The organism is Halobellus rufus, from assembly GCF_000739575.1.
Lineage (GTDB): Archaea > Halobacteriota > Halobacteria > Halobacteriales > Haloferacaceae > Haloquadratum > Haloquadratum rufum.
On record NZ_BBJO01000038.1, the window covers coordinates 1 to 24,507 of the forward strand.

Sequence of the window (24,507 nt, forward strand, 5' to 3'; positions counted from 1 at the left end):
GGGTTCGTAGGACATCGGCTGCTCTCGTGTTAACCAACACTACCCGCGACTCCATAGTTTTGTTGGTTAATACGATGGAGACGGTTCTCATAATGGCTGTCTGTAACACTACTCGAAACTTCTTTATAAATAAGTTTCGTACTATGTTACGCCGTGCTCCGGCGCATCGAGCTTGAGGTCCTCGCCACGGTCGACCGCGGCGACACGATCTCCGAGCTCGCGACGAAGCTTGACCACAGCGAGAGCTACCTCTCCCGTGCCGTCGGCGACCTCGTCGAGAAGGGGCTCGTCTATACGGAACGTGACGGCCGCCGAAAACGAGTCGTCCCATCGAATGCTCGTGCCGTCGAACTCTACCAGGACCTCGTTCGCCAGCACTCCCACATCGACTTCCCCGAGCTGCTAACCGGGAAGGCACTCGAAGTGCTGTACTACCTTGACCAGCCGCTGACCGTCTCCGAGATCGCCGACCGGAGCGACAACTACCGCAACACGGTCAACCGCGTCCTCAAGCGGTTTCGTGACCGCGGGCTCGTCGGGACCGTCGACGGCCACTACGAGTTCAACGCCGACTTCGGCCGCCTCCACGCGTTCGCACGTGAACTTGCACACCATCTGCATCGCCAGCACCTCGAAGCCGTCGCCCTGAAGGGCACGATTCTCTGGGCGGACTACGACGAATTCCTCGCGCAGGCCGAGACGGAGATCGACGCGGAGGCGTTCCACGAAACCGGCCTCGCTCGGTTCGCGGCCTTCGACCTCCAGTTCCTGCTCACCGGCCATCGCTACTACTTCTACTCCGAGGATCTCGACGCAGTCTCGCCGGCGGAACTTTGCTGTCACACGCTATTGATCGACGACGGCAGCCGCCACCGCTCGTACTGTCTCCTCCTGCTCAGCCACGTCGACGTCGACGAGGCGGACCTCCGAGAGCAGGCGGCGAAGTATGGTCTCGAAGACGAAATCGACGCCTTGCTCCGCTACCTCGAGACGCACGGCGAGGTCGACGACGACCGGCTCCCGGAGTGGGACGAGTTCCAGGAGCTGGCGGCTGACTACGAGGTACGACTAGCCTGAGCGTGAACATCGCCACCAGCCGTGTCGTCTGCCAGCGTCAGTTCGGATCGTAGGGATTCGTTGCTGTATCGAGCCGATAGACATCCTCGACGGCGTCAAAATCGTCGTCAAACGCATACAGGTAGCCGAGCCCTTCGGTTTGCATATACGCGACAATGCAGGCATCGACGAAGGAGAGGGGTTCGTGTTGGCGAAAGAGGGCCTTCCCGGTCGCGAGGGCATCGGTGGTGAGGGAGTCGATGTGGAAGCGGGCGTTTTCTTCGATGCGATCGAGGAGATCGACGGCTGCGTCGTGGCCGGCGTGGGTCGTGAGGCCGTTGAGCGTTTCCGCGAGCACGTAGTCGAGGACGACTGCCTCCGGGAGCGTTCCATCGTCGATGCCGTGGAGCACTGGGAGTGCGGCATCGTGAGATCCATCCCGCCGATATGTGGCGGCAAAGAGGACCGTCGTATCGATGAGTGCACGGGGCATTTACTCGACGTCGACGTCACCAGAACGCGAAGCGTTCTGGTTGGCAGACGAGAGCCGTCGGCTCTCGTCGACGCCCCAGTCGTCGTGATCGCTCGTTACATCGGTCGGCTCTTCACCAGCGTAGCCGTCGAAGTCGGCGAACGTGCCCGTTTGCTGTTGGATGACGTGGACCCGAATGCTCCCGTCGTCTTCGAGCTGCCACCGGAGCTGGTCACCATCGTCAATATCGAGTTCCCGCCGAATCCGGGCGGGGATGTTTGCCTGGTTTCCAGACACCTTGCTTTCGGCGTCGATTCTGTCGCTACTCATACCTCACGGTAGGTGACCGGCCGTGAAAAGTCTAGTGTGCCGCCACACTACTCAGTCGCATAAGAGCGATTCCGACGAGAAAGATGGCGATTTACCCTGAGGTCGTTGGGAGCCGACCATCCGGACGTGGAACACGACCCTGTTTGATCTCGTGATCGACGCGACGCAGATGCTTACAGCCGCCTTCGGGTGAGCGCTGCTGCCAGTCGGGACAGGAACACGACTCGTCGACGACGTCAACTTCGTACCGGTTTCCGGACGCGGACTGTACTTCGTAGCGGCCACCTTTCGAGAGGAGCGAGACGTCCATCGCTTCAGCGACGGCACGCGCCGTGCGGGGCTCGAGATCGTCCTGCGACTGTGTGTTCTCGTCGACGACCAGTCGGTCGCGAACGTCGCCCGTTCGACCCCCGTCCGGAGCGACGGCTTCCGCAGGGCCACTGAGCCGCTCGTGGAGCACTTCCTCCACCGGATGGCCTTCCGGCCACAGGTAGTGGATCTCACGGCGCTCGCGATGGTCGTAGGAGCCACAGGCGGCTGCGCTCCCGATCCAGACACGCCACGCCCCGAGTGCTGCCATCACGTCGACGATGACTCGCGGAACAGCGTCGTACTCGTCGGGGTAGAACACCCGGAAGCGAGTACACTCCTCCTGCGGCGGAACCGTCTCCCACCACTCGACGTCGTCGTCCCAACTGTTGCACATCGCGTCGTCCTCTCCGTAGCCGACAGTCACGCCGTCAACCTGCGGTACTTCCACCGATGTGTCGTCAGCCTCTCCTTCGAGCAGCCGAAGGACGGCGTACCGGAGATACTCGTGTTCCGGATGGTCCGAAGATTGGGCGACCTGCTCGTGGTGCTCTGCGACTCGCTCTGCCTCGTCGAGAACGGTCGTTAGATATCGGTCAATCATGGGTCGGTGAAGACGGGAGTGCGCCTCCGCCCCTTGGCGGGCGCTGAAAAACTTAACCAACAAATAGCGATCCATCGTATCCTCTGTTGGTTAATTCATCTCCGCTCAAATTCTGAGCCGGATCGGATTACCGGAGCCAAGAATGGTATATTTGTATAGAGATAATTTTATAGGGAATACGGGGGACAAGACTAATACAGTTAGATGCGATACCGATAACTAACGATGATGGAGTACGTCGACGAGACCGCGGCGAAGATCATGGTCGCGGCCCGGCCGGGCGACTCGATTCGTCGGATCGCCCAGAAGATCGACGGCTCCTACTCGTGGGTCTACGACTGGATCGAGCGGTTGGAGGACGCAGGCTTCATCCGGCGTGAGGACGGCATCTACATCGAGAATTACGCTGTCAGGGATCGCTACTACGACCTCGTCGCGGCCATCTCTCGCGCTGTTCCCCCTTCGATCGACGACGGCTACGTCATTCCACACTTCGCCGGGATGCCCTTTGCGTACACGAAAATCGACGGCGTCTACGTCTGGACCCACGGCGGCTATCAGATCGCTCGCGGCCACGACGATTATCCGATCTTCATCCAGGTCGCCGACCAGGACGTCGAACGGTGGACAGCGTTCTTTGATGAGTTCGGGATTCCGAGCCGGATCGAAGAGCGGCCGGACGCGACCGACTCCGACGCGGCCGTCTCGTACGTGTTGTTCCCGACGAGTGGGGAGATCACTCGCGAGTGGGTCGACGGCAATCCGGTCATTCCGTTGGACGAGACAATCGAGCACATGTTGGAGTACCGGGTGAACTACGAGCCAGCGTTGGAGATGATCGCCGACGAGTACGACCGCGATATCGACGCGTCCCACGAGGATCCGCGTCTCAATGCATGAGCCTCGGTGAACGCGAAGACGAATTGTTGGACACCCTGGCGGCAGTCATTGACGCTGACCTGCCGTACGTGCTCGTCGGTGGATGGGCGATCGCGGCGTTCAATCAACGGTTCACTACTGACGTCGACGTCGTCATTCCGGCGCAGGCGGTCGACGACTACACCGCGCTTCTCACCGGCCGCGGCTACGAGAAAACGGCCGATGTCGAGCGAAACGAACTCTACGAGGGCCGAACTATCCGGTTTACGAAAGACATCGGGAATCCGGTTCGGTTCGACGCGATGGTCGACGCGCTGGGCTGTCGCCAGACGGAAGCCGAGTGGTCATATCGCTATCTAGCACAGCACTCAGTCACGGAGGAACTGCGAACCGGTCGACCAATAACAGCCAGGATTCCGGAACGGGAACTGCTGTTCGCGGTGAAACTTCACAGTGGTCGCAAGGCAGACTCCCGGGATCTGGTGGTGCTTGCTGCTGGCGCGGATTTCGACCGGATCGCGACTCATCTGCATCGCGGGGAGTCCGAGAAGCTCGCTGGTCGCATCGAGACTGTCCTCGACCGACTCACGTCGGAGGATTTTGCGGACGCGTTCAAAGGGGTCTTCGAACAGCAAACGGTTCCCGAACAGGATATCGATGCAGTCGTTGAGTTCCTTCGTGACCAGCAGCGCCGAATCGATTCTGAACTATAACATCGACTGCCGGTGGGTATGTCTTGGGACCGATCGAAACACGCAGGAGCGGACGCCGAACGAATTAACCAACAGAGTGGACAAGATACCCCAAGGCGTTGGTTAACAGCCGGGGAAGGCGTGTTCAGCTCTCGGCGACCGTCCCGATGATCTCCTGCGCGGTCGAACTGATCCGGCCGAGTCGCTCCTGAATGCTCTCCGCATCGTCGTCCTGCCACGCGGCAAGATAGAACGCTGAACCACTCGTATCCAGGTCGAAATACCGCCCGACGATGTACGCAACGGCTTCGGCTTCGACCTCGCGTTTCGCGCGTTCGGGTTCGTCGTCGCCATCGAAATGGAGCAGTGCGTGGGCGTACTCGTGAATCAGCGTCACCGCGAGGTCGGCCTGGTTCGCTCGGGCTTTCGCTTCGACGACGGGTTGGCATTCGTGGAGATTCCGGTGTTTGCAGACGCCTTTTGCGTCGCCATGCTCCCACTCAGCAGCGTCGACGACACGGACGTCTATATCGAGCGTAGTTGCTGCATCGAGGAGTGCTGGCACCAGGCCGTCGGCGTCTCCAGCTGCCTCGGTTTCCAGCTCGGGGAGCGGTTCGCCCTCGGTTTGAGACACATCGAAGACTGCCGTTGGTTTGAATCCAACCAGTCCTTTGGACCACTCCTCGGGCGGTGTCTCGTCGTAGTCACAGTCGCTTTGCTCGTGGTAGCTCGGCGAGTTCTCGCACTCAGGGCACTGCTTTGTAATAATGGGTGCCCAAATCCAGATCGCCTGTTCGCCCTCTTGGACGTGCCGGTCGAACTCCGACCGCCACGTATTGTAGCCCGCCACGCGGGTTGCCTCGGGACACTGGAGCTTGATCAAGAGGGTGTTGCGATGGGAGTAGTCGTGGAATCGGGACTGGACATCGAGCCACTCTTGAAACTGTTGGCTGGCTTTTGCCTCGTCGACGTCTGCGACGAGCTCGTCGATCCACTGTTCGATGGTACTGTGCATCTCGTCGTCTCGCGTGTCGGTCTCCTCGAAGGAAACCGACGGATTACTGGTCGTAGCCATTGTGTTCACCGAATCGAGTTCACCGCGACTGCAGCAGTTCAGAACGCGCCGCACCCCTCAGGGGGCGAAGAAAAACTACCCTCTCGGTTATCGGAGTTCGTGGGTCTCGTCAGCGAAGCCGACCGTAACGAGGTACTTGAGGAACTCGTCGAACCGCTCGACGTCGCTAGGCGTGTCGGTCGCAAGGTGGCGCGCCCACTCGATGGCCCACCGGAAGGCGGGATCCGTACCGCCCTTGCCGTGAATGTACCACCACCGGGCCGCTTTCAGCACGACCAGTGGGTTCGTCGGCGGCTGTTCGCTTGCTAAACCACGGGTTATCGACTCGATTTCTCCGGGCACGTCGGCTGGTTCTATCTCCCCGGAATGGGTGTTCGAGATCTCGATCGGAATCTCATCGACTGAAACGTCGTCTACAGGTTGTTGCTGGCTCACGGAAAGTCACCTCTGGACGAAGGCTCACGACCGAGCCTCCGCCCTCTACCCGGGCTCGAAAAACAGCACGCTGCGTCACGCTGGAGGGATGTAGACACTCTGTTCGCCAGCGATCTCCTCCAGGTTGTTCCGATGACGGTGGCTGAAGTAGCACTCGTAGCTGCAGTATCCACAGATTGCGCCGGTGTCGTATTCGGCGACGTACGGGCCGCGGCGAGTTTGCCAGACGTTCGTCCCGCACTCGGTACAGGCGGCGTCCTCGAGATCGGCAGGACTCGGGCCCTCGTACTCGACGGTCAGCCCCTCGTCTTCCGGTGTCGACTCAGGCCAGACCCCGTGTTGCTGCCAGAACTCGCGGACGCGGACGAGGCTGTGACGCACCGTCTTTCGGACGGTGACATGGTCGGCGTCGCGACCGCTGTCGTCCCAGCCGTCGGCCGTCCAGAACTCACCGAACTGTGCGCCGCGATGGAGCCCATTCCAGTCGACCCCGACGATGTCTGCCGGTGGCACATCGGTGAGTGTCGGTCTGGTCAGCTGTCGAATGGCATTGAGCTGCTTGGGCGGACTTCCGCCGAGGATGTGGACGCGTCGCCCTCTCCAATCCGCTGGGTCGGAGAATTCGTGGGCCAGGCGGTCGGCGTATCCCCGTGAATACCCGAGGATGAGGTCCTCGGGAATCGCGTCGATCACCGCTCGGGACTTTGGGACGATGATGAGATCGGCCTCTGGGTAGCTCGCTTGAATCTCACGAGCGGCAGCGACGTGGGCGTCGATGTCGTCGATTTCGTCGACGTCCCCGATGACCCCGACTTCTGGTTCGTACTCGAAGAAGCGGTCGACGAACCGCTCCAGATCGGGATTCCGGAAATCGTTGTCGAGCATCCCAACGGGAATCTCGAGATTCAGGTACTGATCCGTCTGATACCCGCAGTCTTCCCGAAACCCGGGGAGAAATCCGAGGGCGAGAGCATCGCCGGCGAAGGGAGCTCGGTGGAGGAACGCCACGAACTCTGTTTGTCTGGCGGCAGCGATTTCACTCGCCGTGTTGGCTTTGGAGCTCAGCTCGAGGGACATGATTAGGCTCGCGAGGCCGCTGCTGACTGCCCCGCACCCTTTCAGGGGCCGGAAAAACCGAGGCACAGCGGATTAACCAACAATAGAGGGAATCCACGCGAAGTGTGTTGGTTAAGAATAGAGCTTACTCTTCGTTCTCACGCAGCTCTTCTGCCTTCCACTTGAGCCGGCGAAGAATCTGCGTCCGATTCTGGTGGGCGTTCTCGTAAGCGACACACTGCTGGAGGGTTTCCATATCCGGAATCGTCGCGATTCCTGCTTTGATCAGGCGCGTGTTCGATGCTTCAAGCCGCTTTTCTGGCGGGAATTCGTCATTTTCGGCGTCGTTTGCTCTCTCCATATCGGTGCCCTCCACCCCTTGAGGGCCAACAAAAACGATACTCTATACAGCGACGGCTGGTTTTCCAAAAAGGTGGCTGCCGAGCGATGATACTCAGATGGAATCCCAGACCAGAATCTCCTCCTCCTACGCAACTTCGAACCACTTTATATCGCTACCAGGGGCTATGAGCCCGTTTCATTCGATACAGCAGCTCATCGTCGACGTATCCCGCCGAAACGCCTGACAGGCGTGTTTGAACGCCTCGCTGAATGTGGGGAACGGGTGGATCGTGTCGATGATGTCGTCGACGGTGAGGCCGAACCTCACCGCCAGCGTCGCTTCCATGATCATGTCGGCGGCACGGGGGCCAACCATATGGACGCCGACGATTTCGTCAGTCTCGTGGTGTTTGACGACCTGGACGAGGCCATCCGTGTTTTCGACGGCTTTTGCTCGCGGAACATCCGCCATCTGGACGGTTCGGCACGAACAGGTACCGTGCTCGTCCTTGTACTCCAGTTCGGTCGTCCCGACCGCGGCGACTTCCGGGCTGGTGAACACGACTGCTGGCACCGCGTCGAAGTCGATGCTGACGCCCTCGTCCCCGAAGGCGTTCTTGACGGCGTGATTGCCCTCCTTGGCGGCGACCGTCTCCAGTTCGGGCTCGCCGATCACGTCACCCGCTGCGTAGATGTCGGGACTCGTCGTCTGGAAATGCTCGTCGACACGGATCGCGCCATCGGATTCGGTCTCGACGCCGACTGCTTCCAAGCCGATGTCCTCGCTGTTGGGCTGGACGCCGGTCGCGACGAATAACGCCTCTGCGGTGAACGCTCGCTCCTCGTCCTCGATGACAGTCTCCACAGCGACGCCCTTCTGACCAGGGTCAGCACCACTGTCGGTAGCCACATCCTGAACCTGCTGGAAGTCGTTACTGGTCACGATGTTGATTCCCTCCTCGCGGAAGGCTCGTTGCATCTCCCGGCCGAGCTGGCCTTCCATTCCTGAGAGCACGTGACCGGAGCGCTGGAGAACCTTCACGTCGACGCCGACACGGTGGAGGATCTGGCCCCACTCCAGCGCGATGTACCCGCCGCCGACTATCAGAATACTCTCGGGAAGGTCGCGCTCCTCGAGGATGGTCTCGCTCGTGTAGTACTCGACTTCGTTGAGCCCGTCGATCGGTGGCGCCCAGGGCGAACTTCCGGTCGCAACGAGTGCCTTCTCCCCAGTGATGTGCGCCCCCTCGTCGGCGCCGTCGATGACCTCGATGGTCGTGTCGTCGACCAGCTGGCCGTAGCCTCGTAGATGTCGGTCTCGAAATGCTCGGCAACATCGACGTAGTTCTCCTGCCGGAACCGCTCGACGAGTTCCTCGGTACCGTCAAGGGCGTCGGCCCAGTCGACAGTCGGTTCCTCGGGGTATCGAACGGCGTCGAAGGGATTCTCCAACGCTGCAGCGCCGCTCTCGGCGACGGCAAGTAGATGTTTACTCGGGACACAGCCGACGTTCACGCAGGTCCCGCCGATGGGCAAGCCGGTGTTCACCATCGCCGTCGAGAGATCCCGCCGGCTCGCTTCGGTGATCGCGGCGAAGGCTGCGGCGCCACCACCGAGAATCACGAGATCATAGTCGGAGGTGTGAGTCATCTATACCGATACTTTACGACAGGAAGTTCTTATACTCCAGAGTCCGAAGCTATAGAGTAGGTTGGAGGCCACGAAGCTATGGCAGATACTACCTCATCGGCGCCAGCGTGCGATGTCGACGGCACGTGCTACTGTCCGCTCACGGGTGTCATCGACACGTTGAGCCGGAAATACGCGATGCAACTCGTCAGCATCATCGGCGCACACGATTCACTGCGGTTCGCGGAGATCGAGGCGCATCTCCCGACGGCGAGCACGTCGACAATCTCGAAACGCCTCGACGAGTTTGAGGAGGCAGGACTCGTCTCACGGACGCAGTACAACGAAATTCCGCCACGCGTCGAATACGCGCTAACTGACGAGGGGGATGAGATTCGTTCGAGATTAGAACCCCTTCTTGAGTGGGCGACGGCGAACTCCTGACGTACGGATTCCAGTGAATTTCATCCCACATTTGAGGCTACTCCATTCAGGTGGGGGTGTTAGCCCCAAGACTATCCTTTCTTCATATGCTACTGTGACGCATGATAAACGAGGGAGCCTCTGCACCGTCATTCACTCTTCCAGGTCTCCGTGACGGAGAACAAACCGAGTACAGCTTGGATGAGACAACTGCGGATGATCGGGCTGCGTTGCTAGTTTTTTACCCATTTGATTTCAGTCCTGTTTGTACCAACGAACTGTGTGCGATCCGCGATGCAGAGTGGTTTCAGCTGACGCCGGCGCTCGATGTCTGGGCAATTTCTGGGGACAGCGTCTACGCCCACCGAGCATTCGCCGAGGAATACGGCCTCAATTTTCCGTTACTTAGTGATAGCTCCGGGCGGGTTGCCGAGTCGTATGATGTCTGTTATGACGAATGGGAGAACCACGAGCGCGTTCCACAGCGTGCTGTGTTCCTCATCGATTCGGAGCAAACGATTCGATACGCTTGGGCCACAGAAGATGCACTCGAGAAGCCGGATTTCTTCCCGGTTAAAGACGCTCTTGATACGCTGGAAGCGGAACGCGATGAATTCGGTCCTGATGATGTCGAATTAGTCGTCGAATATAACGAGGAACCGGAACCGCTCACGTAAACGGCTGTTTGAGGACAGTTTCAGTGAACGCCGCTCCGACAATCAGCCCATCGCCTCTTGGAACCGCTCACGCAGCGCATCTTCACGCTCCTCGAACTGGTCGACCTTCTCCTGTAGATCGTCGCTGACGCGCTCGATGCTCGCGAGCGCACGCTCGCCGGCGAGCGACGCCTGCGACCCGTCGTCGCCGTCCGCCTCGAGCTGCTCCTCGTAGGCTCGCTCGACGCGCTCGATGGTACCTCGGGGTTGAACAGGATGTCGTTGGCCGTGCGGACGTAGCCGTCCAGCGACGCACCCTCCTTGCCCTGGAAGAAGTGAGTGAGCGCGTACGTCGCGCCGGAGTGCAGCGTCCACATATCGATCTCGAACGGCGACGCAGCGTTCGCCTCGGCATCCTCGGCAGCACGCTCTGCGAGATAGTCCGGGAATCCCAGCAGGCTGTAAAACTCGGTGACGGTAAACGGGAGCTCGGAGAACTCGAGATCAATCTCCTGCGCATCTCGGATGAACTCGAAGAGATCGTCGGCGACGAGTTCGACCTGGGCGAGAATCTCCTCCCACCAGGTCCGAAAGTCCCGAACGTCCCCGACGTGCTTGATGACTTCCTTGTCGGTGAGCGAGCGCATCGAATTCGAGCAGTACCCGTCCTGAGCGAATCCCTCTACGTAGACGGCGTGCTCACCGAAGAAGTCGTAGCCGGAGGTCACGCCCATCGTGATCGGGTCCGATCGCCCCGGCAGCCGGACTTCGAGACCGTCGAACATCACGTCCATATGGACTTCGCCCCCGCCCCGGTAGCGCCGGATCTCGCCGAACATCACATCGCCGAGCGGCGTCCCGTCGATGGTCTTCTCGCGAAGAACCTCTTCCAAGGGCCTGTACACGTCGACCGGATTAATGATCGCGTAACTGTCCGTAGGGACGTGAAATAGTGGGTCTGCGTCGGGCTCATCGTCTGTCGCGTGGTCGCGCGCTCTCGTCGGCTCGACTAAGGCGTTGAAGCGCTCCGTTTCGACCCACTCGTCGGAGTAGGGATTCCGGTATGCGACTGTCGTCTCGACGGCCTGCGGGAGGTCACGAATCGTCTCGGCGAAGGATTTCGGTTCGTCGACCGTTTTCTTCCGGCGGTACCAGTCGGGTAGTTCTGTATCGGTTCGTCCGTCGACGCCAGCGAACACGGTTCTGGATTCTGGGTCTTTCATTGCAGTCACCTCGAAATCGAATTCGTCATCCGCACCGGCGCTCTCATCACGCGCCCTGCGCCCCTCTCACGGGCGCAAAAACAACCACTCTTAACCAACATTCTACCAAAAATCCAGCAATGTTGGTTAATCATCTGGACGGTCCCGATACCTGGCTTCGGTCCTTGAATTCACTCGTCGGCGTGGCGTCGACGGCGCACCTGTTCAGGATTCGGCACCCACGGATGTGCGTCCCAGCAGTGGAGGGCGTGCTCTTGTGCCGTGTCGAACAGCGCCTCGCACGACCCACATTCGTAGGCCGTCTCGGGCCAGCGTTCCGTGACGAACATCGCCGTCACCGTCGACCTGACTGGATCTGGTGCAGCCGACCGCTGAACATAATCATAGCCGATCACTGTCCGTCGACGAAGCGCCGACTGCGCCAGCCGTTCGGGCCGGTCTGCTGGGAGATACACCCAGCGGACGAACGCCTCTTCTGAGTCCTTCGCCGAGGGTTGAAGAATGAACCACCGGTCGTGATCGTCGCGGAAAAGATACCGTTCTGTTCCCCGATTTTGGAGATAGAGCGGATCGCCGCGCCCGGCAATCACCCGCAGACCGATGGACGGAGAGATCGGGGTGAGGAGTCGCTCTTCCAGTGTGAGCGAGCTGGACTCTCCGGATGATGTCTCGCCCTCGAAGTAGTCAAGCGTCGCTTCGTCAGTCATGATTCGCTGGGATTCGTCTCGTCTGTGTCTTTCCCAGCTGTTCGCTCGTGCCGGTCGTTGTATCGCTCGAGTTCTCGGCCGATGCACTCCAGCGCTGTGATGGCGCGTTCGATGAGCTGGTACGTGGCCCGCGAGAGTCGGATGTTCTCCATCAGTTGGCCTCCTCTGGTTCGACGAGGTCGTTACTCTCAGCGACGAGTGCCTGCACGGCTGAAGCAGGATCGTTCTCGACCGGAAGTGTTCGATGGTCAAGCGGGGCGGGATACGCCCGGTCGCCCTGCGCGCAAAGTATGATCAACCACTCCTTGCTCCCTTCGGCGAGGACGACGTAGTGGTCGATATCCCGACGTTGGAAGACTGTCCGATCTGTCCGGCTCACCGCACTCCAATTCGCCGGCAGTGACGATGACGGCGTCCCACCATCTGGCGTGAGTGCTCGGTACTCTTCGAATTCGGCGAGTACCGCCTCGATATCCTCCCCGGTGAGGTGCCAGCAGTCGGCCGGGCCATCACACACCAGCTGACTGACCACGTCGTTGCGGAACTGGATGTAGTGTTGCTGGGCGACAGTTTCGTTGTCGGTGTAATCGAGGAGGAGCGCACAGGCGAGCTGTGCCGGTCCGCTCCCAACGTAGCCCCAGTCGAATTCTGCCGGGCTATGCCGCACGAGATTGTGACTTCGATTGGGGGTGAGGCGTTCGTGTGCGGTGAGTTTCAGGACAACTGGCGTTCCGTCGACACGCATCCCGACGTACTCAACGCGGTCTGTACTCGCCTGCCATCGCTCACTCGCATCCTGTACGACTGTTCGTGGGTCGGTAGTCGAATTCGTCTCCATCGGTTGAATGCGGGCGTTCGGATTCCCCGCACCCCTGCTGGGGGTCGAAAAACCACCACCGGCTATTAGCCCCTCAGCGTCGCTTCAAAGTTAGAATTCAGACTATTATAGTTCAGACTATAACAATTCATCAGACAACCAATCGATAGAGGCAAGTCTATTCTTCGAAGAGACAGCGAGCGGCTGCATCGTCGCCAGCGAGGGTTTGCTGATCCTCGTCCGTTTGACCTCCTCCTCCGCGTTCACGCGGAGGAATCCCACCACGGGATTTCAGGCCGAGCGAAGCGGCCTGTTGTTTTCAAGACGCATACGTTCCACGCGTCGTCTGCTGGTTTTCAGCATCGGCGTGGCTGTCTTGTGGCCCGGTCAAAGAGGCCCCATCCGTAGCCGAGTCATCGTCACCGGCCTTCTGTCGGGAAGTCCGGTCGCTTCGGCGGTGACTCTCTCCACTACGGTAGCGGTCTGCAATGTTTATCGCCCCGTTCACGTCGGCTTGATACTCACCGACCCAACAGCCGTCGTTCGAGCACACGGTTCCGGTCATAAACTGGCTTTTCAGGAAATCGCCAGACTGCAAGAGAGTTTCAACAAAGCCGCTGAGACATCCCGAAGATATGCGTGTGGGGACTGCGCTCTCTACCAACACCACTTTGGTGTCTATTGAGCTGGTTTGTGAGTGCCATCAGTGGGGGGCGGATTATTTTATGATAATGTATATAGACAAATCTACAAAACAATCCTAAATACCTCTTCCAATCTAATATTTATAGGCTTAAAAATCATACTTATGTGTTACTTTGGTGGGGATAACGAATATATCCAAAAATCATCTGCTGCGCCACTTCTTAGTTTTTATATAGCATTATAAAATTTATAACTTCGAGAAGCGCCGACATAGTCCTTCTTAGACGCTTATAGCCCGAATGTAGGTCTTCTCTAGTGGATATCTCGATACCTCAATTACTCGTGCTTAGTTGAGTAATCACGAGTAACTTTTTGTAGAACCTACCCGTACACCCAACCGAGCCAAATCAGAAACTATGCGCGAACCCTTCTCTCAACTATGAGCGGCCGACGAAGTCCCGAGACACCAATCCACGAGACCTTCCAAAAGTTCCTCACAGACAAGGGCAAAGGCGACACGGGTGAGAGCGGCAACTACCGTCGCAACACAGAGCGAGAACTCGACCGCTTCCACAGCTGGGCACTCGGGAAGACAGCCGATCCAGCCAACGCAGATCCAGCGACGTCGTGGAACGGGATCGTAGAGGCGGAACCCGTAACCTTCGCTGATCTCGACGCAACCGTGTTCGGCGACTACGCTCGATACCTTCGCGGATCGGGCTACTCCCACTCGACAATCAACACCTACTACGCGTACGTGGCTTCGTGGTGTGGGTGGGCGCACGGACAAGGGTACATCTCACGGCACTACGCCCGGGAGTCAGATGCCGAAGACCCCCTTCCAGACAGTGATAACCGTCGTCCAGGTGACCAACAGGCGTGGGACTCGACAGATCGAGACCTCCTTACGCGATTCGTCGACGCAGAAGCCAGCGCTGCGATCGATACTTTCGGTGATATCGAGGTTCCATACGATGAAGCCGAGGACCCAGAGAGTGAGCTGTGGAACGAGAAAATCCGAGCTCGCTTCGAGGCAATCAAATTGTGTCGCGACCGCGCGCTCGCGTATCTGTTAGCGTACACGGGCTTGCGGGCGGCAGAGTTCCTTCGTGATCCGAATGACGACCGACCAGGACGGGACGGGTTACGCTGGCGCGACATCTCACTCAAGGACCGCAGTGCAACGGTCTACCGGAAAAACCAACAGTGGAAAGAAGCCTCACTTCCGGAACCCGTTCTTGGGCCCCTTCGTCGGTACAAGCAACTATTAGATCCGCCCGAAGAGTGGCCAGTATTCACGACCCTCCACCGGCCGACGCTATCTTCGCACGTCCAATCTGGGCTTGCTCAACGTGGTCTTGATCAGGACACGATTGAAAGTGTTCGATCAACTTGGCCCGATCTCCTTGTGTCGGCCGAACAGGAACTTGCGGCCCCACCAGCATTGACGACTGACGGGGCCCGACGGGTTCTTCAGCGACTCACTGACGCCGCTGACATCGATGTTAATGACGATCGTCACGACTACCTCGCTCCTCACGGCGGCCGTCGTGGAATGGGTGAGGTACTGGTCCGAGAGTTCGGCTACGCTGCTGCAGCCCGCTATCTCGATAACTCTGAGGAACAGGTTCGACAAGCTTACCAGCACATTGAGGCCGCTGAACGGGCCGATATGGCGACTGAAGCACTCTCAAATACGGACCAACGGGTTAATCATAATTTGCCGTAACTGTGTTTTTCTCACCAAGCTAGCAGGTTTTTGACTCTGGAGTGTTCTTTTGATTCAGCAGAAGACGGCGCTCGCTTATTAACAACTTCTATGATCACTGCGCTACTGACGGTTTCTCCGATTCTTTGGTATCTGCCGTCGCTGCTCGAGTCGTGTTGGCTGCTGATGCTGATCCGTCGGTCTCTCTCAAAAATATCTTGAAATCGCTCTTATCGACGGTGAACTGGATGCTGTCCCCTTCCGTGGCTGGAACAGGGTCTAGAGTCCGAATAAGTAGATTGGAATCCCCAACGCTGATACGATACTCAACGAAATCTCGGGTGGCCGAGCGCATTCGTACTCTTCCGTCGAAAACAGGCTCAGTATCGCCGATTTCATCTTCGTCAGTAAGTATTCGACACGATTTCGGTCGAAAGCAGAGATAGATACTGTCGTCGTCGTTAACGTCTTGATTATTGATTGGAACTTGGTTTTCTCCGAGTTCACTTTCAATTGTTGCGATTCCATTTCTCAGACCCCTCACGGTTCCATTGTAGGTGTTACACTGGCCCATAAAGTTCATTCCAAAGAAGGTCCTGGGTTCCGTATGGAGATGGATTGGATCACCCTCTTCAACGATTGATCCGTCGTTCATCAGCGCGATCTTATCTGAGAGGAACATCGCTTCGTCTTGGGCATGCGTGACGTAGAGGATTGTCGTGTTGAACTCTTCGTGCAGGCCTTTTATTTCGGTACGCATATCTCGCCGTAATTTTGCGTCTAGGTTCGATAGCGGTTCGTCAAATAGGAGAATGTCCGGTTCGACGACGAGTGCGCGAGCGAGCGATACTCGTTGCTGTTGACCTCCTGATAAATTAGTGGCTAAATTGTCCGTGTGTGCTTCGAGTCCTACTCGTTCGAGGATGCTTTCGACTTTCTCTGCTCGTTCAGATTTCGTTCCGATGCCTTTCACTTTCAGAGGGTACCTGACGTTTTGCTCGACCGTCATATGGGGCCAGACTGCGTAGGATTGAAACACCATCCCAATGCCGCGATTTTTTGCCGGGATATTCACGCCCTCTTCGGGCGCTGCGACGAGTTCGTCGTTGATGTATATCTGGCCACTATCTGGCGTTTCGAGGCCTGCGATACAACGAAGCGTGGTGGTTTTTCCACATCCGGAGGGGCCGAGGAGAGATTTTAAATTCCCGTCCTCGATACTCATTGAAAGATTATTGACAGCTACTTCGTCGCCATACGATTTTGTCAAATTTTCAACTTGAAGCGTGATATCTGATCCCATAGTGGTTCGCCCAGAGTAGTAATATTTCTTCAAGTACGTATATCTTCGGGAGAGAACGTCTTCACTGTCGTACAACCTTATTCGCTCATAGGTGAAACAGAATATATCGGAGGAATTTGGCTAAAGTTATAGCCGATGGACTGTGACGATGATCGCCCCGAGACTAATCATAATAAGAACTCCAAATGCGGCTACTTGGCTGAACTGCGCTTGGTTCTGTAACGTGACCAGTACCGGTGCAACCATTTCGGTTTTCCGGGAGCCGAGAAGCATAACCACTGGAAGTTCTAGAAATATAACTGCAAAGCGCATTCCCCACGCAGCCTGCATATTCTCCTTGATGAGTGGAAGAACGATGTACCGAAGGCGGGAAATCACTGAGTCACCAGAGATTTCACCTGCTTCGAGCAGTTCGGATGAGAGCTGGATCACGCCGGGCTCGATGACCCGAATTGTCCCCGCGATAAATCGAGTATACATCGCGATGACGAGTATTAACAGCGAGTTGTAAATAAGGTCGCCACCTGGGATGTAGAGTAAGTAAATAAATAGGATTCCCACGGCGAGGGGTATTGGTGGGATACCGATTGAGGCGAAGGAGAGGTAATCGAGTTTGTGCCGGAAGCTGATATCTGTCTTTTGAACGATCCACGCATTGAGGACTGAGCCGATAACCAACAATGTGGTGGCAGCAACGGCGACGATTAAGCTATTTCCAAGACTATTTTGGATGCGGGGATTCGAAATAACGGTAGTGTAGGCCTCGAGCGTAAAGAGGTCTATCCCTGGGAAATTGAGGGGAGGGATATAGTATGGCAAGAGTGATGTGTAAATTATCATAATAGTCGGCACGATGATTGCGAAGGCGAAGAACAGTGCAAGTAGCCCGCAGAGCATATATCGCCAATTCCCGATATCAATGGGATTCCGGGTATATCCGCGGCCGGATATCGTCGCGAACTTTTTGGTCTTTCCAAGAGATCGCTTGTACATATAAAGACCGGGAATGGCGATACCGACTAATATTACAGACTGAGTCATCGCCTGTCCGTATTGGAGAGGATCCGAAGAGACGTTCTGATAGATGGTAAGTGAGAGAACTTCGATTCCGTTCGGTGCGCCTATGAGTAGCGGCACTCGGAACGAACCAAGTGAGATGATGAACACAAGCAAGTACACCGCAAAAATCCCTGGTCGTAACATTTTGAGGGTGATCTCTTTAAGGGTGCGCAACGTCCCCGCTCCAGATATTTCGGAGGCTTCTTCGAGCGTCTTATCCATACTAGAGAACAAGGGGACTAAGAGTACCATCCCAAGTGGGAAGAATCGGATTGACGAAACAAGAATCATTCCTGGTATTGAACCAACGCCAAGACTCTCTAACCCAAGGAGCTGGGCATAAACACCGTTGTTACCTAAGAGGCGAACCCAGACGATCTCCCAAGCAACCGGAGGAAACAGAAATCCTATGAAACTCAGGAGGTAGAAGACTCTCCCTAAGGGCATATTTGTCCGGGCAATCGACCAAGCGAGTCCACAGGCCAGTGCTGTGGTTAATGTCGCTGTACCAAACGAATAAATTAACGTAGTTACGAAAACTGGCTGAGTAGTTTGGTAGGTCTCAACCCAATTTTGTAGCTGTACAGGTCCAAGTAACGAGGTTCCTTGGGAGACGAAACTCCCGACAATGACGGCAAGGAGGGGAATGCCGAGTAGATAGAGGTAAAGGACTACTAAGCCGACTGCAATCCAAAATAATCCAGTTCGATTGTTGAGATTTTTCTGCCAACTATCAAAACTCTGTTTACGTAATCTGGTAAATATGGAACTAAGCATTTGGGCTTGAGTATCTTACAAAGTGTTTCCCGTATAAACGAGCTCTATCCAACCTCTATTGAGAGGATTTCATTAAGATATTCTGTAGAGTCATTCACCTGCTGTTCTGTGGGAATAAGTGGAATAATTGTTGGATCGTACTCGTCAATACGTTCTTGTATTGCGGAGTTCCCGTGATCTAAATTCGGAGCCACCGGATTAAGACCCATACCCTCTTGAATAGGCCGTTGGCCTGCTTCAGTAGTTGCGAACTTAGCGAATGCCTTTGCTGCATTCGGTGAGGGTGCATTCGCTGAAACACCGACAGCATTGTAATGCTCAGAGGTGAAAGACGGATACGCGACATCTACGGGAGCTCCGTCGTTCATTGGTCCACCAAGGAAGTGGGTTAGAATCTGCACACCGACATCCGATTGACCTCCAATTATTTGCTGAACGTTTGCTGGGGCTGGGGTCGGGTAACTCGACATATTCTCATCCAGAGCAATCATATAGTCCTCTACCCGTTGGTCATCCCAACCTTGGAGTTGGAGAGTTAGGTAAATCCGCCTCATATTGTACGGCGGATTAATTAACCGGTTTTCCCACTCGGAATTGGTAAATTCTCCCCATTCGATCGGTGGCGTGTCGACGTTTGTCGTGCTGTACGGCGTGCCCCGAAGAATTGAGAGGATTGGCCAAGATTTACCCACTGCATCCTGTTGACTGAGCTGCTCTTCTCTCGCGTCGTTTAGTGAGATATTCCTGTTTTCTTCGGGTAGATCTACTTCGGTAAGGTATTGACGGACGCTGGGCCAAGCAAGTCCGTCAGCAGATCCGATAACCGCTGATGCGTTATGATTCCCTGCTTCCTCCTCGGTTCGGAACCGGGTTGTGGTTTGCGGACCAGAGTACACGGACGCATTAACAGTGACGTCGTACTCGTTCTCGAAAGCCTCGATGACGGGACTGTAATCTGTCGTCGTGTAGATCGTCATCTCATCTTCGAGATCGGATCCACTACTACCAGCCGTCGTCCCCTGAGAGGTTGTGGGTTCGCTACCGTCGGAACTGGAGTCAGCACTACTGTCACCATTACTTCCCCCATTACCGCTAGTACAGCCTGCAAGACCAGCTATGCTCACGCCGAGGATCTTAAGACTGTCTCGCCGGGTGGGAAGATGCCTGCTTTTATTAGTCATAGGCGTACCCTATCGTTCACGTTCTATGACGTAGAACTTAATCATTGTGGTCCGTTATAACTTAGCATTTCGAGTGCTTCACTAAGAGAAGGACTCTTCCTCCGGCCATTTTAGAATCTGCAACAACATTTCAGAGGAACCCGGACAGTACTAATTCACCAAAAGTGTCGTATGTTGGAAACTAACGGTCACCGTTGAAGGCTAACAGAAACTCAGCCTGAGAGCCCCGTCCACTCATCGACCTCGACTTCAATGTTCAGTAATCGAAGCGTCCGTGATACTGTCCGTGAGATCATTACATCGAGGTCATCTGTGTTCTGATAGAACGAGGGGAATGGTGGCATAATAATCCCCCCTGCATCGGTCACTTTGAGCATATTCTGGAGGTGGATTCGATTAAACGGTTTTTCCCGCGGCATAATCACCAGCGGCCGTCGTTCCTTAAGCATCACGTCGGCTGCGCGGGTGATCAAAGACCCACTGTTTCCATGAGCTATATTCGAGAGCGTCTTCATCGAACAAGGAGCAATTATCATCCCCGCAGTCTGGAATGATCCACTAGCAACTGCCGCTCCCACGTTCTTACTATTGTAGACCTCATCAGCCAATTCTTCTACATCGCTTACTTCCGGACCAAACTCTTGTTTCAAGTTAATTTTCGCCGCATCAGAAATAATCAGGTGAGATTCGTACTCCGTCTCTTGGAGAATCTCTAAAACCCTTACCCCGTAAATTTGGCCTGTTGATCCAGTCATCGCCACCACGACACGTCGTGCCATATCTATTAATAGAAATGTACCTAGAAACCATTATCGTTTCATAATTGCGTATACACCATCTTTGGTCATCATCACGCTGTTCGCGCAGAAATTAAGTAAAATCCTACCTATCTGCTCCTATGGCTCGGATTCACCAAACGTATCTGATGGTGACTGATATCGAAGCCTCGATCCGATTTTATCAGGACACTATCGGCCTCTCATTGCTGGAACAAGCAGATAGACGAGCGAAGTTTGGAGAAACACACCCTCAATTAGTCCTTGAAGAGGATTTCACCGAGGAACAGCTCTCTTCGTTTGGATTGGACTCTCCAGGTGACAATCGAGGGGATGGTGCGATATTCGTCGTTGAGGTAGATAATATTCAAAGAAAATACGAGGCGGTGTCGAACGCTGAAGAGAAGATTCTATGTGAACTTAAAAAGGCAAACTGGGGGCGGAGACTGTTCCTTGTGGAAGATCCTGATGGGTACGTTGTAGAGGTCTCACAACCTCTCTAACGAGTTCAAAGAATCCCCCATTCGGGGTTGTAGTAGGGTCCACCTTGTTACTCGGATCGATTTGAACCACCAAATCTTAGTTTTCTTACACTTGCTCCAAGTGTACGTCAAGGACGGCTGGTGTACCTGAATCGACCGCATCAACGGCCGTCTGAAGTTTCGGCTTCAGGTTTTCCCGTGAGGTGACTGTCGCCGTGTAAGCGTCGACGACGTTGGCCGGAGCGGAGAGGTTAAGACGAGGCTCGAATGTACTTCCTGGAACTCCCTTCTCGCTTACAACACCCTCAGGGTGCTGATGAAGTGTGGCCAGCGATACCGCGTTCCACCCTCCGTTGTTGTATATGATTGTTAGCGTAGGGGCATCGTGAGAGTCAGCCAACCACGCGCACGCTGCTGGATTCGAAAACACGTATGAACCGTCCCCGACAAGAGATATAACACGCTTCTCGGGATGTGCGAGTTTAACACCGACAGCGGCGCTCGCTCCCCACCCTAACCCGGATCCCGTGCACGCCAAAAAACTGCCCGGTGTAGTTAGCTCAATATGTTGGAGAACTGATCCTGTGCTCGTTGTTGCGTCTGCAACCACCGTTGTATTCTCACTGGCAAATTCGTCGACGGCAGCTGAAAGGATTGCGGGTGTGAGGTGATCGGCGTCCCGGTGTTCGGAAAGCGTCTTCGCAGCGTTCTCGCGACGGGTCCGATGAGCCTCTCGCCACGTCTCCGCACTTCCCGCGTCCTCCGAATCAAGGCGGTCCGCGACTGCGGCTAACGTCCCCATCGGATCTGCCGTTACCGTCTCATCGAACTGGAAATCCCAGTGTGGATAGCTTGGCTTCGTCGGCACCGGATCGATCTGGACGACAGTCGCGCTATCTAGTGGTTCACCTTTGTAGGGCGTCCACGGAATATCTGCGTCGACCGCCAGCACCAGATCGGCGAACTCGAAAGCAATCTCCGGGCGAAAACCCGCGTGGAGTTCGTGGGTGCGGGGAAAACAGAGTCGCGTCGGTGACTGCTCGACGACGCCGGCGCCCGCCGCCTCTGCGAACGCCACGAGGTCTTCCACCGCCGCCTCCGACTCAACTGTGTAGCCACTGGTCAGTACGACCGGCCGTTCCGCTGCCTCGACTAACGTGGTTAGGTCGTCGACAGTTGCGTCGTCCGCCGGTAGGCGTTCGAGGTTCCGGACCGACCGCTCGGCTCCTTCATCAACGGCCACCGGCGTCTCAAGGGCTTCGCGCGTCGCCGTGACGTAGGCGGGTCCTCGCGGCACATCGATCGCCCGTTCGAGCCCTCTGACGACTGTTGCGTCTGGATCCGCGGGGGGTTTGTACTCGCCCGTCCAGCGGCAGTACTCTCTCACGATGCCAGGTTGATCGAAGACGTCTTGGAAGTACTGGACGACGTTATCCCTAGAACCGACGTATCCAGTGTCTGTGACGGGAGCCAATCCTGCGAACAGGAGCACTGGTGCACGTCCCTTGTGCGCGTTGTGCATCGCTGCTCCCAAGTTTTGGGTGCCGACGTCTACATGGACGAATACCGCCTGTGGACGTCCGGTGGCCACGGCGTATCCGTGCGCGGCGCTCATCGCGGCGAACTCGTGCGGACATAGGACGAATTCCGGAAGTTCGTCTCCGCGACCGGCCGCTTGGAGCCTCGCCGCTGCTTCCAGTAGTGGTCCGTGATCGGTTCCGAAGTTGGCAAAAATGTGGCTCACACCGTGCGCACGCAGCGACGTGAGAAGCCGCTCTGCTGCCACGGTAGTGGAGTCGTCCCTCGTGGCAGTCCCTGGGACGGAGCGGTCAGGCTCCTCATTGGGGTACTTTGGGCTCATCCTTCTGCTACACATCTCACGTACGGGAAGATATAATTGTTCCTCCGGCGGATTCTCAGATGGAGGTCTGAGATGTATCGTAGAGTACCGCCTAGTCACTGGTGTGACGTTGTACGGTCCCCTGGAAACCTCACCGAAAGAGTTTGACGGACGAAAATCATTCAATCGGATCCTCGAACTGATTCGCCAGGCGATTAATCCGTCAGTGTCCGCGCATCAAGTTATCATCTCCTAGCATAGCGATCACGGACTCGTCGGTGTTATGCGTCGGAATTTCGAGATGTGATTGATAATTGTCATTTCGATAAATTCTGTGCACCGTAGTCCTCCCGCTCGTGACGTGAGGATGGTAATGTACGTGCATCTCTTCGTCGAGAGGTGACTCCATATTCTCTATTGTCAACTTGACTCGATGGCCCGGGTTAAATACGTGAGTGATGGGGTCAAGCCCGACGTTGTATTCGGTGACCTCACCAGGTTCGACTGGTTCGGCCGCCTCGAGCGTGTGGGGATGATACGGTCGGCCCTTCTCTGACCGATCGTGGTCAAGCGCCCGGTGCGACGCTCTGAAGTAGGCCTTCGCGAGCCGAGTCTCTTCACCACTGGGGGAAACGTCGGAGAGCGAAATGACCCAAGTTGTGTCGTCCTGATCGATCGAGGCGTAGAAGTTCAGCGCTACTGGACCAATCACCTCCAGATCGCCTGGTACAGCAGGGCTTACGTACTTGACGGATTTCCGTTCACTCGTGACGTGTAGGGGTTCCTGTACGAACGCATCCGGTTCCTTCTGGTGCATCTCGGGTCTGAACAGGAGTTTTCCGCGCCGCCGGAGGTAGAGTTCTTCCCACTGAATGTCGGGTAGTGGCCACTCGTCGTACTTACGCCATTCGTTGGCGCCTGCGACGAAGAGGTCGATCGGTGCCTCGCCCATCACGCCCGTATCGTTGCCCTTCAGCCAGTGATCCCACCACCGGATGAACATCTCGCCGTCCTCGCGCCACGGTCGCTCTTCAGGCCCCGGCGGTTTTACTGTCAGCTTTTTTGGAGCTTCTATACCCTGGTACAAACCCCAATATCCAGTCAGACTGTGCGGTGATTTTCCGATGACGTGCACCGGAACATCGATCTGATCAAAGAAAGGGTAAATAGACCGCTCCTCCCAGAACTCCCCGTCGTACGGATTGAGTAGGAAGTCAAAGAATGGGGGGTTCATAAAAGGATACTTTAGAGTGTGATAGAGGTTCGGACGATTTCGGATTGCCGGGTCCTCCAGCAACTCTTCTTTTCGCCGCTCGAGTTCCTGTTCGGAGAGTTCTTGTAGCATCACCGACGCCGGATTATTCGCGGCGATGCCGCTAGATCCGTTCCGTCCATCCCAGAGCCCGTAATAAAACATATTGAGAACCCCGCCCGGATATACTGACTCTCGGTAGAAGTCGGCGAGGGCATGTGAGACGTAAATCGCCTTGAGGTGCTCAGGTTGCTCTATCGCCGTCTTCAATGTCGTGAACGAGAAGTATGAATAGCCGCTCATACCGACGTTTCCGTCGCACCACGGCTGTTCGGCGATCCACTCGATGACGTCGTGTCCGTCTTTCCCCTCCTTTGAGGCCATCATCCCAGTGTACTCACCGCCGGAATCTCCGGTGCCTCGAACATCTGCGACCACGTGAACGTATCCGCGGGGAACAATCTCTCGGGGATCACCAGCCTCGATAGTGCCGTCCCACATTGCACTCTCTCCGAGGGGCTGGGGAGGATAATCTAAATCCTGAGTTTCCTTTCCGTAGCCCGCCATCGCGAAGAGAGCAGGAAATGTTCCTTCAGCGTCCGGCCGAAACACGTTTACTGCGATTTCGACACCGTCTCGAACATCTACGTAGACGTCTCGTTCCTCGGCGATTTGGTACTCTGGTTGGCTAATCTGCTCACGCCACTCACAGTCACCGCCCTTCGAAATCATACAAATAAATTACCGAGGGACTTGACATAAGTTTGAGGGTCAATCTC

At 56.2% G+C, this 24,507-nt stretch carries 22 protein-coding genes and 4 pseudogenes; 7 read left to right on the forward strand and 19 right to left on the reverse strand.

What is annotated here, in order from left to right:
• The first annotated feature begins 153 nt into the window (after positions 1–153).
• Complete coding sequence (locus ACP99_RS14480; protein WP_049987285.1) at positions 154–1,077, forward strand: MarR family transcriptional regulator; 924 nt, start codon at positions 154–156, stop codon at positions 1,075–1,077.
• Between the two features lie 37 nt (positions 1,078–1,114).
• Here the strand turns inward: ACP99_RS14480 and ACP99_RS14485 are convergent, their stop codons facing one another.
• From ACP99_RS14485 to ACP99_RS14495, 3 genes and pseudogenes are all read right to left on the reverse strand, one after another.
• Complete coding sequence (locus tag ACP99_RS14485) at positions 1,115–1,549, reverse strand: PIN domain-containing protein (protein ID WP_049987286.1); 435 nt, start codon at positions 1,547–1,549, stop codon at positions 1,115–1,117.
• A 66-nt stretch (positions 1,550–1,615) separates the two neighbouring features.
• Positions 1,616–1,858, reverse strand: a pseudogene (locus tag ACP99_RS14490) (AbrB/MazE/SpoVT family DNA-binding domain-containing protein); the annotation flags it as partial.
• A gap of 91 nt (positions 1,859–1,949) precedes the next feature.
• Positions 1,950–2,771 carry a hypothetical protein gene (locus tag ACP99_RS14495; protein WP_049987287.1) on the reverse strand — a complete coding sequence of 274 codons (822 nt, stop codon included), beginning with the start codon at positions 2,769–2,771 and terminating at the stop codon, positions 1,950–1,952.
• Between the two features lie 228 nt (positions 2,772–2,999).
• On the opposite strand from ACP99_RS14495, the gene ACP99_RS14500 reads away from it, so the two are divergent.
• Positions 3,000–3,671: a helix-turn-helix domain-containing protein gene (locus ACP99_RS14500; protein ID WP_049987288.1), complete on the forward strand. Its 672-nt coding sequence runs from the start codon at positions 3,000–3,002 to the stop codon at positions 3,669–3,671.
• A complete protein-coding gene (locus ACP99_RS14505) occupies positions 3,668–4,363 on the forward strand; it encodes a nucleotidyltransferase domain-containing protein (RefSeq protein WP_049987289.1) in 696 nt (231 codons plus the stop codon). The genes ACP99_RS14500 and ACP99_RS14505 overlap by 4 nt, the downstream gene beginning before the upstream one ends.
• A gap of 124 nt (positions 4,364–4,487) precedes the next feature.
• Here the strand turns inward: ACP99_RS14505 and ACP99_RS14510 are convergent, their stop codons facing one another.
• From ACP99_RS14510 to merA, 5 genes and pseudogenes are all read right to left on the reverse strand, one after another.
• Positions 4,488–5,417, reverse strand: a complete 930-nt coding sequence (locus ACP99_RS14510; RefSeq protein ID WP_049987290.1) for an ArdC-like ssDNA-binding domain-containing protein — start codon at positions 5,415–5,417, stop codon at positions 4,488–4,490.
• 87 nt (positions 5,418–5,504) lie between these two features.
• Positions 5,505–5,852 (reverse strand): hypothetical protein, encoded by a 348-nt coding sequence (locus ACP99_RS14515; protein WP_049987291.1) that lies wholly within the window; start codon positions 5,850–5,852, stop codon positions 5,505–5,507.
• A 75-nt stretch (positions 5,853–5,927) separates the two neighbouring features.
• Positions 5,928–6,929, reverse strand: coding sequence for a DUF6610 family protein (locus ACP99_RS14520; RefSeq protein WP_049987292.1), 1,002 nt, complete (start codon positions 6,927–6,929; stop codon positions 5,928–5,930).
• 124 nt (positions 6,930–7,053) lie between these two features.
• A complete protein-coding gene (locus ACP99_RS14525) occupies positions 7,054–7,269 on the reverse strand; it encodes a hypothetical protein (protein ID WP_049987316.1) in 216 nt (71 codons plus the stop codon).
• Positions 7,270–7,446: 177 nt separating this feature from the next.
• Positions 7,447–8,900, reverse strand: a pseudogene (merA, locus tag ACP99_RS21340) (mercury(II) reductase).
• A gap of 78 nt (positions 8,901–8,978) precedes the next feature.
• Between merA and ACP99_RS14535 the strand changes: the two are divergent.
• Complete coding sequence (locus tag ACP99_RS14535; protein WP_081927482.1) at positions 8,979–9,323, forward strand: winged helix-turn-helix transcriptional regulator; 345 nt, start codon at positions 8,979–8,981, stop codon at positions 9,321–9,323.
• Positions 9,324–9,424: 101 nt separating this feature from the next.
• A complete protein-coding gene (locus tag ACP99_RS14540) occupies positions 9,425–9,979 on the forward strand; it encodes a peroxiredoxin (protein ID WP_049987294.1) in 555 nt (184 codons plus the stop codon).
• A gap of 42 nt (positions 9,980–10,021) precedes the next feature.
• Here ACP99_RS14540 and ACP99_RS14545 read toward each other — a convergent pair.
• The 5 genes and pseudogenes from ACP99_RS14545 to ACP99_RS21000 all read right to left on the reverse strand — a co-directional run.
• A pseudogene (locus ACP99_RS14545) lies at positions 10,022–11,181 on the reverse strand (hypothetical protein).
• Positions 11,182–11,351: 170 nt separating this feature from the next.
• Positions 11,352–11,888, reverse strand: coding sequence for a hypothetical protein (locus ACP99_RS14550; protein ID WP_049987295.1), 537 nt, complete (start codon positions 11,886–11,888; stop codon positions 11,352–11,354).
• Entirely contained in the window at positions 11,885–12,040 is a 156-nt protein-coding gene (locus ACP99_RS20605; protein WP_197052475.1) for a hypothetical protein, read from the reverse strand. Before ACP99_RS20605 ends, ACP99_RS14550 begins: the two co-directional genes overlap by 4 nt.
• On the reverse strand, positions 12,040–12,726 hold the full coding sequence (locus tag ACP99_RS14555; RefSeq protein WP_049987296.1) for a DUF6166 domain-containing protein: 687 nt from the start codon (positions 12,724–12,726) through the stop codon (positions 12,040–12,042). Before ACP99_RS14555 ends, ACP99_RS20605 begins: the two co-directional genes overlap by 1 nt.
• A 298-nt stretch (positions 12,727–13,024) precedes the next feature.
• A pseudogene (locus ACP99_RS21000) lies at positions 13,025–13,255 on the reverse strand (RNA-guided endonuclease TnpB family protein); the annotation flags it as partial.
• 534 nt (positions 13,256–13,789) lie between these two features.
• Between ACP99_RS21000 and ACP99_RS19405 the strand changes: the two are divergent.
• Positions 13,790–15,079 (forward strand): tyrosine-type recombinase/integrase, encoded by a 1,290-nt coding sequence (locus ACP99_RS19405; protein ID WP_081927483.1) that lies wholly within the window; start codon positions 13,790–13,792, stop codon positions 15,077–15,079.
• Positions 15,080–15,173: 94 nt separating this feature from the next.
• Here the strand turns inward: ACP99_RS19405 and ACP99_RS19410 are convergent, their stop codons facing one another.
• From ACP99_RS19410 to ACP99_RS14575, 4 genes are all read right to left on the reverse strand, one after another.
• The gene (locus ACP99_RS19410) at positions 15,174–16,361 is read right to left on the reverse strand and encodes an ABC transporter ATP-binding protein (RefSeq protein WP_081927484.1); all 1,188 of its coding nucleotides are present in this window, start codon (positions 16,359–16,361) and stop codon (positions 15,174–15,176) included.
• 126 nt (positions 16,362–16,487) lie between these two features.
• Positions 16,488–18,197 (reverse strand): ABC transporter permease, encoded by a 1,710-nt coding sequence (locus ACP99_RS14570; RefSeq protein ID WP_081927485.1) that lies wholly within the window; start codon positions 18,195–18,197, stop codon positions 16,488–16,490.
• A gap of 44 nt (positions 18,198–18,241) precedes the next feature.
• On the reverse strand, positions 18,242–19,378 hold the full coding sequence (locus ACP99_RS19415) for an extracellular solute-binding protein (protein ID WP_081927486.1): 1,137 nt from the start codon (positions 19,376–19,378) through the stop codon (positions 18,242–18,244).
• A gap of 212 nt (positions 19,379–19,590) precedes the next feature.
• Positions 19,591–20,157, reverse strand: a complete 567-nt coding sequence (locus tag ACP99_RS14575; RefSeq protein ID WP_049987300.1) for a UbiX family flavin prenyltransferase — start codon at positions 20,155–20,157, stop codon at positions 19,591–19,593.
• 119 nt (positions 20,158–20,276) lie between these two features.
• Between ACP99_RS14575 and ACP99_RS14580 the strand changes: the two genes are divergently transcribed.
• Entirely contained in the window at positions 20,277–20,657 is a 381-nt protein-coding gene (locus tag ACP99_RS14580) for a VOC family protein (protein WP_081927487.1), read from the forward strand.
• 85 nt (positions 20,658–20,742) lie between these two features.
• Here the strand turns inward: ACP99_RS14580 and ACP99_RS14585 are convergent, their stop codons facing one another.
• Positions 20,743–22,497, reverse strand: coding sequence for a thiamine pyrophosphate-requiring protein (locus tag ACP99_RS14585; RefSeq protein WP_081927488.1), 1,755 nt, complete (start codon positions 22,495–22,497; stop codon positions 20,743–20,745).
• A gap of 202 nt (positions 22,498–22,699) precedes the next feature.
• Complete coding sequence (locus ACP99_RS14590; protein WP_049987302.1) at positions 22,700–24,460, reverse strand: CocE/NonD family hydrolase; 1,761 nt, start codon at positions 24,458–24,460, stop codon at positions 22,700–22,702.
• Between the last annotated feature and the right edge of the window lie 47 nt (positions 24,461–24,507).